This is a genomic window from Pedobacter sp. AC379 (assembly GCF_979258145.1).
Genome location: NZ_OZ409839.1, coordinates 4,476,107 through 4,491,134, shown reverse-complemented (window position 1 = coordinate 4,491,134; position 15,028 = coordinate 4,476,107). Strand labels below are relative to the sequence as shown.

At 40.7% G+C, this 15,028-nt stretch carries 9 protein-coding genes; 4 read left to right on the top strand and 5 right to left on the bottom strand.

What is annotated here, in order from left to right; all coding sequences use genetic code 11:
* Complete coding sequence (locus tag ACZZZW_RS19580; protein ID WP_463496008.1) at window positions 1-1,446, top strand: PAS domain-containing sensor histidine kinase; 1,446 nt, start codon at window positions 1-3, stop codon at window positions 1,444-1,446.
* Between the two features lie 204 nt (window positions 1,447-1,650).
* Here ACZZZW_RS19580 and ACZZZW_RS19575 read toward each other — a convergent pair whose 3' ends face one another.
* The 5 genes from ACZZZW_RS19575 to ACZZZW_RS19555 all read right to left on the bottom strand — a co-directional run bounded on the left by ACZZZW_RS19575 (window position 1,651) and on the right by ACZZZW_RS19555 (window position 7,786).
* Window positions 1,651-3,111 carry a SusD/RagB family nutrient-binding outer membrane lipoprotein gene (locus ACZZZW_RS19575; protein ID WP_463496007.1) on the bottom strand — a complete coding sequence of 487 codons (1,461 nt, stop codon included), beginning with the start codon at window positions 3,109-3,111 and terminating at the stop codon, window positions 1,651-1,653.
* Window positions 3,112-3,121: 10 nt separating this feature from the next.
* Complete coding sequence (locus tag ACZZZW_RS19570; RefSeq protein WP_463496005.1) at window positions 3,122-6,361, bottom strand: SusC/RagA family TonB-linked outer membrane protein; 3,240 nt, start codon at window positions 6,359-6,361, stop codon at window positions 3,122-3,124.
* A 19-nt stretch (window positions 6,362-6,380) separates the two neighbouring features.
* Complete coding sequence (locus ACZZZW_RS19565) at window positions 6,381-7,040, bottom strand: hypothetical protein (RefSeq protein WP_463496004.1); 660 nt, start codon at window positions 7,038-7,040, stop codon at window positions 6,381-6,383.
* Window positions 7,041-7,219: 179 nt separating this feature from the next.
* Window positions 7,220-7,402 carry a hypothetical protein gene (locus ACZZZW_RS19560; RefSeq protein ID WP_463496002.1) on the bottom strand — a complete coding sequence of 61 codons (183 nt, stop codon included), beginning with the start codon at window positions 7,400-7,402 and terminating at the stop codon, window positions 7,220-7,222.
* Between the two features lie 150 nt (window positions 7,403-7,552).
* The gene (locus ACZZZW_RS19555) at window positions 7,553-7,786 is read right to left on the bottom strand and encodes a hypothetical protein (protein ID WP_463496000.1); all 234 of its coding nucleotides are present in this window, start codon (window positions 7,784-7,786) and stop codon (window positions 7,553-7,555) included.
* A gap of 326 nt (window positions 7,787-8,112) precedes the next feature.
* On the opposite strand from ACZZZW_RS19555, the gene ACZZZW_RS19550 reads away from it, so the two are divergent.
* The 3 genes from ACZZZW_RS19550 to ACZZZW_RS19540 all read left to right on the top strand — a co-directional run bounded on the left by ACZZZW_RS19550 (window position 8,113) and on the right by ACZZZW_RS19540 (window position 14,673).
* On the top strand, window positions 8,113-9,507 hold the full coding sequence (locus ACZZZW_RS19550; protein ID WP_055905499.1) for a DHA2 family efflux MFS transporter permease subunit: 1,395 nt from the start codon (window positions 8,113-8,115) through the stop codon (window positions 9,505-9,507).
* Window positions 9,508-9,880: 373 nt separating this feature from the next.
* Entirely contained in the window at window positions 9,881-12,907 is a 3,027-nt protein-coding gene (locus tag ACZZZW_RS19545; protein ID WP_463495997.1) for a SusC/RagA family TonB-linked outer membrane protein, read from the top strand.
* Window positions 12,908-12,909: 2 nt separating this feature from the next.
* Complete coding sequence (locus ACZZZW_RS19540) at window positions 12,910-14,673, top strand: RagB/SusD family nutrient uptake outer membrane protein (RefSeq protein ID WP_055905496.1); 1,764 nt, start codon at window positions 12,910-12,912, stop codon at window positions 14,671-14,673.
* The last annotated feature ends 355 nt before the right edge of the window (window positions 14,674-15,028 follow it).

The following is a 15,028-nucleotide window of genomic DNA, read 5'->3' as shown; positions in this document are numbered from 1 at the left end:
ATGCAGGAAAAAAAAGAGCAAAATAATTTTGAGAAAAGGTTCAAAGAATGTGATGATAAATTCAACACGATATTTAAGCTTACCAGTGTTGCTTCAAAAATCATCAGGTCTGATCTTACCATTTTAAAGGTAAATAAAGCCCTTTGCGAACTTTTAGATTATCCACCAGAAGAAATCGAAGGAACAAAAATTCTTGATCACGCTTGTGAAGAATATATCCCTCACTGGCATCGCCTCCAGGAAGAAATCTGGTCTAACCAGGTGCCGTTTTTTAAACTCCAGGCCTGCCTTTACCGAAAAGACAGGAGCCGTGTTTGGGTTGATGTAACCACTATACTTTATACTGATCAGGGTGAAACTTTTGGTTTTACTGTACTTGATGATATTTCGGGGTTAAAACACCTGGAAGAGAGCCAAAAACGCTTAAATGTTGCACTTAAATATACTGATACCGCCATTTGGGAACTGAATGTGGATACAAAAGAGGTTTTCCGTTCTCCTGACCATGATAAAATTTTCGGTTACCAAAACCGGAAGTCGAAATGGAAGCTTGAAAACTATTACCCGCACATTATGCCCGAAGATTTACCTGTATTTGAAGAAGCCCTGGCGAATATTCAGGTTAATGGCGGTATAGATGTGCAACTCAGGGTAAAAAGGGTTGATGGCGTGCTCCAATGGTTAAATATTAAGGGTAAAACCGAAAATGACGAGCAGGGTAGGGCTGTGAAGGTGATCGGAGTTATTAATGACATTACGAAAGACAAAATTGCTGAACGGCATAAGGATGACTTTATTAGTATTGCCAGCCATGAGCTTAAAACCCCTGTTACCAGTTTAAAGGGTTCATTGCAAATGTTGCAGCGTGATACCGATCATCAATCGAGCCGCACCAAGCAATTGGTTGCTCAGGCCAGTAGGGGTATAAACCGGATATCGTTGATTATTGACGACTTGCTTAATGCAGGTAAAAACTACAGAGACCAGGTAAAACTTCGTAAAACGACCTTTAACCTGTTTGAGCTGGCCAAAGAAATAGCTGAACTTTTTACTTCAGAGGATTTTCCTGCGGTAAGTGTTATAGGCAAGGAAAACATTAAAATACATGCAGATTCAGAACGGATTGGCCGCGTAATTACGAATTTAATCAGTAATGCAATTAAATATGCTCCTGCAACTACAGAGATTAGAGTTGAGCTTATTGACACGGATACTGCAGTGGAAGTTTCGGTTGTAGACCAGGGACCGGGAATTGTTGCTGAGAAAATTCCTTTGTTGTTCGATCGTTATTATCAGGCAGATGAGCAGCAAAATCAATATTCGGGTTTAGGGCTGGGTTTGTTTATTTCAGCCAATATTATCCGTAAACATGGGGGAGAAATTGGTGTTGATAGTGTACCTGAGGAGTATACACGGTTTTGGTTTAGCCTGCCGAAGATGATCTAAATTTGTTGCAAGGCAATTAAGCATAATAAGAGCAGATCGCCATAAGGCGACCGCTCTCTCATTAACTAAAAACAACACCTATCCAGGATGTTAAAGACCAAAGAAATATATTATTGAAGATTTACACACTCATTAATTTTGAAGGTATGTTCGTAAAGTCTATTAAAAAAAAATCTTCTACCAACGTTACCCTTACTTTATATTTTACTTATCCCACCAAACCGGTTCATAAATGACAACCGAGCCTGGAAAGTTTTGATTGGAGGTAAGTTCGCTATTGGGGTATAAAAACCGGAGCGGTACTCTGTTGGCACCGAGTGTTGATGCTGCCGATGGGGCAATAAATTCAGGATAGCCTGTTCTGCGCCACTCCGTCCATGCTTCAAAACCCTGAAAGCCGCACATGGCATAGTATTTTTGTAGAATTACGGCTCTTAAATTGCCTTGTACAGTACCAGGCCATTGTGCATCGGGGGCTGTGTTAAGGTATGCTTCAGCTGCTGCCGGCAGGTTAAGTGCTTCAAAACTACTTCTCACACCCTGCTTAAATAGTTCTTCTGCGTTTCCGGTAGCCCAGGTTCTAAGTACGGCTTCGGCCTGCAAAAAATAACTTTCTGATTCTGAAATGAGTTTTACAGGTGCTGTAGCTGAAGTGGTGTTGTTTGCACTGGCACCCACTGTTGCGGCTGGTGGCGAAACCTCTTTATCGGTATTGGCACTATAAGTACCCTGATTAATAAAGGCAACGGTATCCTGACCTGGGATTACTTCATAGAATTTGAACAATCTAGGATCATTGTTGCGCAAAAATCCGTTAACGGCAGTACCACTGGCTACAATATTCTGCGTTCGGCCTAAGCCAAGCGTTTCATTATAGAGTGGGTTTTCATTACCTCCTACTGTAGAGTAAGTTATGGCTGCATCGGTATCAAGAAAAAGAGCTCCATCCTGATACAATTGAGCTATGCCTTGTTGAGCAACCGATGGTGCAGCCTGAGATAGCCTGATGTAGGCCCTGAGTTTTAATGTTCGGGCAAATCTTATCCATTGGTCGGTATCACCTTGAAAAATAAGGTCTTGTTCGCCGGGTGATATGGCATTGCTTACCCTGAGTAAACTCAATCCACGATCTATATAAGTAAAAATACTGTCGTAAACGGTGCGTTGTGCTTCGTAATGCGGACTTCCAACCTGGTTACCTCTTAAAGCTTCTGAAAGCGGAATATCACCGTAGGCATCTGTAGTGAGCTGGTAAGCATAGGCCTTTAGTACATAAGCCATTCCTTTAATGTGTTCGGCATTTGCAGTATTGCTATTGATAATCAGCTCTGCATTGTTAAGTGCATTTCGATAAAGTGTTGCCCAGGAGCGGTCGAAAGCGGTATTGCTTAGCCGATACTGATCGATTGTTCGATATTGGGAGGCGGATGGACTTTGCGTCCAATATTGTGCCCAAAAGTTTCCATAAACCTGGAAATTATTGCCCACAACCTCTCCAATTGCGGCTTCTACAACGGGCAACAGCAATTGCGGTGCGGCGGTTACGGGATTATTTGGATTTTCATTGACATCCAAAAACTTTTTACAGCCACAAAGCGACAATGAAAGCAACATTGCGATAAACAAAACCTGCTTTTTGATATATTGATGGGAAAGTGTTTTCATATTTTTGGTATTAAAATGATGCCCTGATGTTAATTCCATAATTGCGTACTGATGGTTGTGCTGTATAATCAAAGCCCTGTGCATTTCCGGCTCCGGCAGAGTTTACTTCAGGATCTGCAAATTGGTTTGAACTAGGTGTCCAGATGAAAAGATTGTTTCCAAAAACACCGATGCTTAAGGCACCCAGCGGACTATTTTTTAAAGCGTTTTTATTAAATTGATAGGCAAGGGATAGTGTTCTTAGTTTAACAAAAGATGCATCTACCATGTGTTGGCCTGCAATGAGATCGGAGTAATAATCTTGTTTATTATAGGTTGCGCTTGTATTTACAACACTGTTTCCTGCCTGATCTAAATATACTGAATTGGGAAACAGTACGCCGATACGAGGTCCGCCACTTTCTGCAGAGGTACCATTAAAACCAGTAATGTCGCGTGTTCTGGAATAGAAAACACCTCCGTGTTTGGTATCAAACAAGGCATTAAGTGTAAAGCCTTTGTATTTAATGTTGGTACCAATTGAAGCCTGATATTTTGGATTGTAACTGCCCAGGTATTCTGCGGCGGCAGTTTGTAAAGGGAGTCCGGTTTCTGCATCAACCACGGTACGTCCTTCTGCATCCCGAAGGTTATTTACCGCATAAAATTCGCCATAAGCACGCCCAACGGCAGCAACAATAGACATGCCTGAATAGCCACCAATTGTAACCTGCTCAACCCCTGGAAGCAATTCTACCACACGGCTGTTGTTTTTGGTGTATGTTCCAAAAAGTTCAACAGAAAAGCCTCCATCAGTTTTTACCGGGATTCCACGCAAACTAAGCTCTATCCCGTTGTTGCGCACCTCACCAGCATTTACCACATTAAATGCGTAGCCTGTTGAAGCGGGGATGGGAATGCTTAAAATCTGATTTTTTGACCGGTTTGCGTAATAGCTAAAATCGACCGTTAGCCTGTTTCCGAAAAGGCCGAGTTCTGTACCTACCTCAAACGAATTTGTTTTCTCTGGCCTGAGATCAGGATTGCCAATTGTAGTACCTGCCATTAGTGCCGCTACATTGCCAAAAGGAAATGTTGTGCTTCCGAATCCGCCTAAAATTTCTCCCCTCGAAAAAGTTGTCATCAATTGATATGGATCTGTATCATTTCCCACCTGGGCGTAACTAGCCCTCAGTTTTCCGTAGCTTAAAAAGCTAAATGCTTCTTTATCTTTAAGCAATTGAGAGAATAAAAATGAAGCGCTTATACTAGGGTAAAAAAATGAGCGGTTAGCGGTTGGCAGGGTGGATGACCAATCGTTACGTGCTGTAGCTTCTAAAAAAAGTAGTTCTTTATAGGATAAGTTCAAATCTGCATAAACGCCAATTAACCTGCGTTGGCTGATGTAATCGGTAATGATATCTACCGGGCCATTACTATTTGCTAAGTTATACCACCCCGGCACCACCAAACCACCACTGGCATTGGTGGCCTGGCTATTGGTTGATGTACTGCGCTGCCTGATGTTGTTCCCGATCATTAAAGATCCGCTAAAATCTGAGTTGAGCTTAAAGCTCCCGGTAACCATTAAATCGTGCACCAGTTCGCTCACATTTAACTGATCAATTTGGTAAAGGCCGTTGCTGTTAACAATATTGGCTGTTGCAGAGTAGTTTCCTGCCTCATCTGCAGGCGTAAATGAATATTTTGGTGCCTGCTGCCGTCTTCTGTCTGTATAGGTATCAATCCCTACACGTTCTTTTATATCGAGCCAATCTAGAGGTTTGTAGCCAATATTAAAGTTCCCGGTTATGCGGTTTACTTCGTTAAAGTTGTTGTAGTTTTCCAACACCCAATAAGGGTTCATTGTATATGCGCCGTAATAACCATAACGGTCATCATGCCGCAAACCTGTTGCATCTGTATAGCCATAGCCATAAAATTTATTGTTTAAATCGCGTAAATCCTGTAAAGGAATATCGCGTGGTGTTTGTAAAACATTATTATAAACTGAAGCGCCTCCCTGTCCACCGGCAACCTGGTTACTGTTAATTCTGGAATAGTTAAAGGAAACACCTGCAGAAAATTTATTGGTAAAGGCTGCGGTGCCGTTAAACCTTACATTGTATCGGTTGTAAACATCTTTATTGCCCGGAAATATGCTGTTGGAGTTTAAGGAGTTTAAACCAAGAAAGAAAGTTGTTTTTTCTCCACCACCAGAAAAGGAGAGGTTATTATCGGTACTAAAACCTGTGGTAAAAAAATCGCGTACATTATTCGGAACAGCCTGATAGGGTTTGCTCAGGCGTTCGCCATCTATCTGTTGCCCCCAGGGTTGAGTTTGTCCGTTAAAAGGTGCGCCCCAGCTCCAGTTTTCTTTAGGGTCGTTCTCATAAGTTGCATTGCCCTGGGCATCAATATTAGTATAATAACCTTGTCCGTATTCATTTTGCAAATCAGGGAGTTTAAGCACTGAAGAAGCAGAATTAGATGTACTAAATGTAATTTCCATTTTTTTCTGTCCCTGAGTACCGCTTTTTGTGGTAATGATCAATGCACCATTAGAAGCCCGCGAACCATACAACGCTGCTGCAGCTGGTCCTTTGAGCACAGTTACCGAGGCAATATCTTCGGGATTAATATCGTTTCCCCTGTTGCCAAAATCGACACTTGATAAGGAAGACCCTCCGCCAATTACACTCGAATTATCAATGGGAATCCCATCTACAACCATCAATGCCTGGTTATTACCTGTTATGGATGAACCGCCCCGAAGTACAACCCTTGATGAAGCACCTGGAGTATTTGATGTGGTGGTGATGTTAACCCCTGCAACACGGCCGGTTAATGAATTAATGAGGTTAGGGGTTTGGCCCTGGCGCAGTTCTGCATTATCGATAGTTGGTGCTGAATACCCAAGCGTTCGTTTTTCGCGCCGGATGGCGTTGGCTGTAACAACAACTTCAGATAAGGCCCTGTCGTTTGGCTCAAGTGCCACATTAATAACATTTACCGTACCAACAGTAACGGCTTGTGTTGTGTAGCCAATGGCACTAAACTCCAATACTGCCCCGTTTGATGCACTGAGCCGGTAACGCCCATCGGTACCACTTGCAGTACCTCCGGATGTGCCACGGATCCGAACTGAAACCCCTGGAATCGGGTTCCTGTCAGAGCGGTCGGTAATTGTTCCTGTAATTTCGCGTACTTGCCCGTGTGCATTTGCAAGGAGCATCATCATGGCAATACCAGTTAAGTAAAAATTTCTCATAAAGTTAAATTAAACCGGTTTATGGCTGTAAAAGGCCGTCTTTTATCATTCTCTCAATCAATACTTTAGGGTATTCCTTTGCAAACTGTGTAATGGATCCGGGGTTAACGGTTTCAGATTGTGCAGACCACACCAGTTGGTCTGTTGCTACATCGTACACATTGGTTTCCATGAAATAAGTTTTATCGGTAACGTAATAGCCTGGCTCGTAAAAAGCACCGCGCCAATAGTTGTAGTAAGAATAAAAGCCACCATACCAGCGATAAGTTGGAAAGGGGGCATATCCTGCTTGCCCGGGTACATACCTTGTTTCGCTTTCTTTGTTTATTAAGGCAACCGTCATGATGGCACCGGCACCGGTTTTTGATATCCTTGAAAGCAGTACTTCGCGTGTAGGGGTAGACTGGTAAAAATCAGGACTGAAATAGGAGGTACTTTTAAGCGCTGGGATGTTGCGCTGTGCTGCAGCATCTGCCAGTGCATTTTCAATGGTATTGCGTACTTCGATACTTCTGCTGAGTGAGGCAATAAAAACGCTTTTTCCTGAAACTGGTTTGCCTACTGCTTGTGGATTAATCCACGATCCGGTAATCCTGGTAGTCGGACTACATGCCGCGATAAAAAGTATGGCAAATAACATGATGTTAAGGCCAATTGGGTAGTAGTTTTTATGTTTCATAGATCTCGATTGAAATTGAATGTCATCAAAACTAAAACCATAGCCATTTCGCAAAGGTTTGTTGTTAAAATACCTGTTTTAAAGGTGAATAATACGTTTTCGAAACCGTATATAATGCAAAGGATGGTTTTGTTTTATACGTTTTAAAGAAATTGAAACATTGTTGTAGCGTTTGATCTTTAGCTTATAATCAGGATGGTGCCATCTTCTCTGATTTTGTAGTAATAATGTTTTTCTCTGTTGTAGTGTACCACCTCAATGTCGGTAACTTCGCCGCGTTTTCCTGTATTGTCTTCAATTTCATCACCACTTTTTATTTCATCTAAAACATGGCGTGAAGTTTTTGGAGTAACTTTTTTCATAGGGATTTTATTAAATGATGGAAGTATTGCCGTTGTAATTTTGGCAGCGGTGGATTTAGGAAGGAAAGACAACTTAAACTTGTCGGCATACCATTAAATTTCAGATGGAATTTACTTTGCCGACAAGTGATGGATTTTTACTGATAAGGGTTAAATTGAAATACTGTCTTTACCCTGGTCGCGTCGCCCTTTATCAGTATTCCGGTTTTCATGCCGCATATTTACATTTTTATCGGGCTGGCCATCCTGGTCGAGATATTGCTCTTCAATAGAATTTGTAGTGTTTTCATCATGGATTACCTCTTTTAATCCATCTCCGCCACGTTGGCTGCCTGATGGTTTGCCTTTTGGGGTTTTGCTTTTAGAATTGCTATGTTGTGTCATAATCTGATTATTAAATTACAATCAATGTTTTAGGGTAATTGCTCTTGATTTAGGTTGAGTGGCTAACCCATTATTGCAACAATATGTTAAAAACGATAGTTTCCTTTCTGATAAAAACAGGTATAAATTTCAGCGGTGGTTATAAATACGGTGTTGTAAAATATTTTATCCAATGCGCAGCAATAAAATGATCGGGATGATTATCTTTAAATGGCAGATTATTTAGCACGAATTGATGAATTGGGAATGATTTAATGTAGAAACAGCGAAACAATTGGTTAGCATTTTTTTGCAAACTACAGGTGGCCGCTTTATGTTAACACAATATGGAACAAACATCGATACAGAAGAAACTCCCATGGATAGCCGCTTTGGCAATGTTTATGCAATCTCTTGATGGTACCATTCTTAACACCGCACTGCCTTCTATCGCGGCCGATTTACATAAACCACCACTCACTCTTCAAAGTATCATTATTAGTTATGTGCTGGTATTGGCCTTGCTTATTCCACTTAGCGGCTGGTTATCAGATCGTTTTGGGTCGAAAAATGTATTTGTAATCGCGATTGCAATTTTTACGGTGGGTTCGTTGTGCTGTGCCCTGTCGCAATCTTTAACAGCTTTAATCGTATCAAGGGTAATCCAGGCAATTGGCGGCTCCATGATGGTTCCTGTTTCGCGACTGGCTATTTTGTATACTTATGAAAAAGAGAAACTGCTTGGGGTAATTAATTTTATTACGATACCTGGCTTGGTTGGGCCAATTATTGGTCCTACGCTCGGCGGCTGGCTGGTAGAAATTGCTTCCTGGCATTGGATCTTTATTATTAACATCCCGATAGGCATATTCGGAATTTACTATGCTGCCAAAAATATGCCGCAATATAAACGCCCTGAAGATGGATTTGACTTTTTGGGTATGCTGTTATTTGGCGGTTCGTTGCTGCTGCTTACGCTGGGTATAGAATTAGGTACGCACGATATTATTCATGAATCGATTTTATTATCGGTTTTTGCAACAAGCTTTGTGCTAATGAACCTGTATTATTTTCATTTTAGGCGGCTTAAAGAAAGGGCATTGATTAACCTGAGTCTTATCCGGATAAAGACGCTAAGAATTGGTGTATTTGGCAATCTTTTAACACGTTTAGGAATCGGTGGTATGCCGCTGCTGCTGCCACTTTTGTTTCAGCTTGGCTTAAAGCAATCTGCAATGACCTCGGGCATTATGTTAATTCCGGTGGCATTAACATCGGTAATTATAAAATCGTGGGTTGTACCTATTGTTAAAAAACTGGGTTATAAAAACACGCTGATCATCAATACCATGATAATAGCTATCGTAATTGGCTTGTTTTCATTGGTAGATGCACATACAAAACTTGCAAACCTAATCCCCCTTTTGGTAATTTATGGCGCGGTAAACAGCATTCAGCTTACCAGTATGAATACAATATCTCTATCGGCACTTGATAATGAAACTGCAAGCAGCGGCAACAGTTTATTGCTTGTAATGCAACAATTATCAATGAGTTTGGGTATTTCGGTAGGTGCTTTTTTACTGGCAAAATACAGCGATAAATCATGGTTGCAAACCGAAAATGTTTTTATCGCTTTTAAATATACATTTTTAACATTGGCCTCTATCACCGCAGTTACGAGCTTAATTTTTTTAAGGTTAGATAAAACTGCCGGCGAAAACCTTTCTGGCCATCACTAAATATTTAAGTTAATCTTTATTGATTTAAGCGTCGATGGAATTCTGTAATCTTCTACGGAATATATACCTGCGTTTAATCGCTTATCATTTTATTCCATTTAATCCTAAAGCTATTTAAGCTCGTTTGAAAAGAGCTCAAGCATCTACAGCAATCAAAACTGTAATACAATTCACAACTCACCATTACTTATTAGTGTTGGTTCGGCGCATCCTTCCAAATTGCCACTCATTGCACGCTTTGAAGTCGATATAATTTAACAATTTAATAATCTTACGGGATAATACTGCTTACATCAAAAAGACATCTTTGTGCGATTTCGTTAGTTCACAAATATCCCAAAAACCAAACACTTACTATTTATTAATTATGCTCATGACAGGAATTTATACGCTTAATTTTCGCTTGTCGCCACCTTTATTTCTGAAAGTTATGTTTTCAGTTGTACTCTTGATGGTGTCGATAGCTGTATTCGCACAACAACCGGGGAGATCAATCTCTGGCCGGATTACCGATGAAACCGATCAGCCGTTAATTGGTGCTACGGTAAAAGAACAGGGTACTTCCAATGCTGTTTCTACTGGTGCCAAAGGTGAATTTAAAATCAATGCTGTAAAAGGCAAAACATTGGAGGTTTCGTTTATCGGTTACAAAACAAAACTGATAGCAGCGAATGCCGATGTGCTGAATATTAAACTAGAACCCGATGCATCTACCATGGATGAGGTTTTGGTTGTTGGTTATGGTAAACAGACCAAAAAAGACGTTACAGGTGCGGTTACACAGCTTGATGAAAAAAACTTCAGACAGGGTGTTGTTACTTCTGCAGATAATTTATTGCAGGGTAAAATTGCCGGTGTAAGGGTGGTTGCAGGCAGTGGCGAACCTGGCGGAGGTGTTGATGTAACCATCCGCGGGGTAGGTTCTATCCGTAGCGGGAGTACGCCACTATTTGTTGTAGATGGAGTTCCTTTAACCAATGATGATGTAAGCCCTGGTGGCTCGAACGTTGGTTTCGGTTCTTCTAAAGCAAAAAACCCGTTAAACTTTTTAAATACCAGTGATATCGAATCCATTTCGGTATTAAAAGATGCTTCTGCAGCAGCCATTTACGGTGCACGTGGATCCAACGGTGTGGTAATTGTAACCACTAAAAAAGGAATAAAAGGCGAGGGAACTTTTACTTACGATTCTTACCTTGGTCTTTCTACGGTTGCCCATAAACTCGACATTTTGAGTGCAGACGAATACCGCAATGCGGTTAAAGACAAAGCTTTTGATCATGGCGGCAATACCGACTGGCAGGATGTAATTTACCGTCAGGCTAAAACGCTAAACAATGCAGTATCATTTTCAAAAGCCACAGCAACTGGTAACTATTATGTTTCTGCTGCTCAAATGGACCAGGAAGGTATTGTAAAGAATAGCGAATTCAGACGTACTTCGGCAAGGATTAATGCTTCTGAGTCGTTTTTAGATGATAAACGCCTTAAAATCGGCATCAACTTAACCGGAAGCGAAACCCGCGACGATGGCGTACCAACCAGTGATGATGGTGGTTCTAATGGTCAGTTGATTATCCAGGCATTAATGTCTAACCCAACCCGTTCGGTGTTCGATGAAAATGGCAATTTTACCAACTTTAAAGCAAACGCAAACTACAATCCGGCTTATCTTTTGGATATTTACCGCGACCGTACCCGCACATTGAGGGTATTAGGAAACCTCGATTTATCATTCAGAATTTTAAAAGGACTTGAGTATAAGTTTAACTTAGGACTTGATCGTTCTGTGGGCGAAAGAAATACCACTATTTTTCCTAATACAACAGATTTAAACCCTATAGGTAAGTACATCCAGGCCAACTTAGATTCGAAAAGTACGTTGATGGAGCATTACCTGAATTACAGTTTGTTAACAGGAAAGCACAAACTTGAAGCTATCGGCGGTTTCTCTTATCAGAAATTCGAAAGGGGAGGAAGTAGCTTTAACCTTGATGGAATAGCAGCAAAGGGCAATGGTATTTTACCTGAAAATAACCCTGGCTACGCCGGAAAGCAGACTGGTGTATTCGGTTTTGCACAGATTAATGAGCTTCAATCGTTTTTTTCGAGGGTAAATTATGCTTACGACAATAAATACCTGGTAACAGCATCTGTGCGTGCAGATGGTTCTACGCGTTTCGGTGCAAATAATAAATACGGTTATTTCCCATCGTTCGCATTGGGTTGGAACATGGCACAGGAAGATTTCTTTAAAAAGATTCCTTTTCTTAATGAGCTTAAATTAAGGGCAAGCTGGGGCCAAACGGGTAATCAGGAAGTACAGAATAAGCTTACCCAGGCCAGCTACGCACTGTCTGCAGGCGATGGGTATTATTTATATAACGACCTGGCATTGGTTAACGGCATTTCTGTAACCAGAACACCTAATCCCGATTTGAAATGGGAGGTAGTTACCCAATACAACGTGGGGCTTGATTTTGAACTTTTTAAAGGTAAATTTTACGGTACCTTAGATTATTTTAACAAAACCACAACCGATGCAATTCTAAATATTCCTTCACAGGTATTAAGTCCAACATCAACTGTTTGGGTAAATATTGATGGAAAGATTATTAATAAAGGATTTGAATTTATGTTGGGTTCGAAAGTAATCAATACTGGAAAATTTAACTGGAATGTAGATGTTAACGGCGCAACCTTAAACAATAAAATAAAAGATCTTCCGGTTTCAGAAATTCTTTCAGGTACCATTTCCGGTCCGGGCCTTTCTGGCGTAACTGCAAATATTTACAGAAGTGGTTATGCAGCGGGCTCGTTTTACCTGTTGGAACATATGGGCTTTGACAGTAAAGGGGCAAATATTTTTAAGGATGTAAACAGCGATGGTATAATTGATAACAAAGACCGTGTAATTTTTCAGGGCGCGATTCCAACGTTTACTTATGGCTTAAATAGCCAGATGACTTACCAGAACTTCGATTTCTCGTTCTCATTCATCGGGCAAACAGGAGGTTACCTGGTTAACAATACTGGTTTAAATGCGTTAAATATCAATAACCTTGCTTCAGATCGGAATGTGGCCAAGCAATACTTCGAATCAGGTGCCAATCCTGCTAATCCTCCTCAGTTATCTTCTTTGTACCTGGAGAAATCTGATTTTATCAGGCTTAATTCTGTGCGTTTGGGTTATAACATTAAGCTTAAAAAACTGAGCTGGTTACAAGGACTGAGCGTGTATGTTACCGGCCAAAATTTATTTACCATCACCAACTATAGTGGTTACGATCCTTTAATCAACAGCCCGAAAGCAACCGGCGGTAACCAATCGCTGGGTATAGATTATACCAGTTACCCAACTGCAAGAACATTTATTTTTGGTGCTACCCTAAAATTATAACAATGAAAACATATCAATTATTAAAAACAAAAAATATCATATTCCTGGTTACGGCGCTCATTTTTACCAGCTGTACCAAATTGGATGAAAAGGTACTCGATGAAGTTTTGGGCAACAATGCGCAAAGCCCTGCGGGAGCTTTAGCGGCTGCTTACGACCGTTTAGGCGATGGTACTTTTGTAGATCATGGCGCTGTATTTTCATTACAGGAGTATACCACTGATGAAGCCATATTGGCTACACGTGGAAGTGATTGGGGCGATGGCGGTAAATGGCGTTCAATGCACGAGTTTACATGGGCATCAGACAATCCTATTGTAACCGATAACTGGAACATGCTTACCAACGGGATTACCAGATCGTTAACAGCAATTAAACAGGTTACCGAAAGCAGCATACCGCAAAGAACACTGTTTTTAGCAGAAGCCAAAGGTTTGCTAGCCTTTTATACTTATACCACGCTTGATCTTTTCGGGCAGGCACCTTACCGTGATCCAATGGATGAAAAAGCTCCGCTTGAGATGAAACAGGCAGCAACCGAGATTGATAATTTGATTTTACAGGTTGAGGCACTGATTCCTGATCTGGCCACTTTGGGGCAGCAATCTACCCATAACGGAAGGTTTACAAAAGAAGCTGCTTATGGGTTGCTTGCCAATATGTACCTTAACCGGGCAGTGTTTAAAGATCGTTATGCGGCCTCATTTAACTTTAATGAAAAATCGGTAAACACAAGCGAAACTGATATGGATAAGGTAATCAGTTATACTTCGTTGTTGATCAATTCGAGCAAGTTTAGTTTGTTGAGCAACTATTTCGACAATTTTGCTATTAAAAACTCCGGTGGTTCGGAACTGATTTTTGTAGTAACGCAGAAAATCGATTACATCCATAATGGCTCCAATTCTTTTGCTTATGTATGTGTAGAGCGTAACCAGAAGCCATCTCCATTAAACCGGGGAACCAATGCAGCCTGTATCAGTCCTGAATTTTATGCCAGCTGGGATGGTAACCATGAAGACCCAAGGTTTGAAAGAAAATACCAATATGCAGATGGTACCTGGTTTATGAACAACGGACCGGGTAGTGTGCCCGCAACGGATCTTGTTCCCAACAGCAGCCCGGGTGTGCCCTGGTTCCACTTTAACAGGGGGATTATGGTTGGCCAGCAATACGGACCAAAACTTACCTCTACAAATACATTTGAAATGACTTCGGATGGAAGGATCAAAGTATCTGAGCTGGTAATGGAGAAAAGTACCTCAACAAAGATGGATTTTACCCCTGCACTTAACTTTTCGAAACCAACACAGGCTGTTTTTGCACAAAACGAGATCAATAGGGGGGCACGCTGTTTTAAATACGAATTCGATCCTGAAGAAGGTAATGGAAGTAGCAATGTAGATATTCCATTAATCCGCTTGGGTGCAATTTATACAATGCGTGCTGAAGCTTATTTCCGCAAAGGACTAACTACCGAAGCATTGGCTGATATCAATAGGTTGCGTACTTCCAGAACAAGGGAAGCGCTTTATGGTAATGCACCTGGTGTTGCCATACCATCGCTTAATGAGGCTATACTTTATAAGGAAATTGCTTTCGAAACCTACTGGGAATTATTAAGGCGGCCACAAATGATCCGCTTTGGTAAGTTTGAGCAACCATTTAGCGCAAAACCTACCACACAGCCATTCAGAAGAATTTTTCCGATTCCGCAGGCTACGCTTGATGTAACAAAATCAATTAAGCAAAACCAAGGTTATTAACCGATACATATTACATTTTCGATATTGTTATTGAATAAAAAAGAAAATTTATCATTTAAAACTCAGTATCCTTAACATAATGAGCCTGCAAATCATCGATTTGCAGGCTTTTTTGGGTTTAATGATTTAGAAATTCATGGCTAACCTATTTCTGATATAATAGATAAGGAATTACTTGCATTTAATCTTCAGTAAATGCACATCAAAGTAATTTTAGGAATAATTAATTTGTTTAATGAATGTAAAGATGCACGAAAATGATGGTATGTGTTTTTTTTGTTACAAAACGTAGAGTAATTGTATGAATAAATACTATTTTTGATTGCTCTTCTACCTATTCCTGATCAATAAATAT

Bases quoted from the DNA above. Each gene is read 5' to 3' on its own strand.
- ACZZZW_RS19540 (WP_055905496.1), top strand. From the start codon at position 12,910: ATGAAAACATATCAATTATTAAAAACAAAAAATATCATATTCCTGGTT.
- ACZZZW_RS19580 (WP_463496008.1), top strand. From the start codon at position 1: ATGCAGGAAAAAAAAGAGCAAAATAATTTTGAGAAAAGGTTCAAAGAA.
- ACZZZW_RS19565 (WP_463496004.1), bottom strand. From the start codon at position 7,040: ATGAAACATAAAAACTACTACCCAATTGGCCTTAACATCATGTTATTT.
- ACZZZW_RS19555 (WP_463496000.1), bottom strand. From the start codon at position 7,786: ATGACACAACATAGCAATTCTAAAAGCAAAACCCCAAAAGGCAAACCA.
- ACZZZW_RS19550 (WP_055905499.1), top strand. From the start codon at position 8,113: ATGGAACAAACATCGATACAGAAGAAACTCCCATGGATAGCCGCTTTG.
- ACZZZW_RS19570 (WP_463496005.1), bottom strand. From the start codon at position 6,361: ATGAGAAATTTTTACTTAACTGGTATTGCCATGATGATGCTCCTTGCA.
- ACZZZW_RS19560 (WP_463496002.1), bottom strand. From the start codon at position 7,402: ATGAAAAAAGTTACTCCAAAAACTTCACGCCATGTTTTAGATGAAATA.
- ACZZZW_RS19545 (WP_463495997.1), top strand. From the start codon at position 9,881: ATGACAGGAATTTATACGCTTAATTTTCGCTTGTCGCCACCTTTATTT.
- ACZZZW_RS19575 (WP_463496007.1), bottom strand. From the start codon at position 3,111: ATGAAAACACTTTCCCATCAATATATCAAAAAGCAGGTTTTGTTTATC.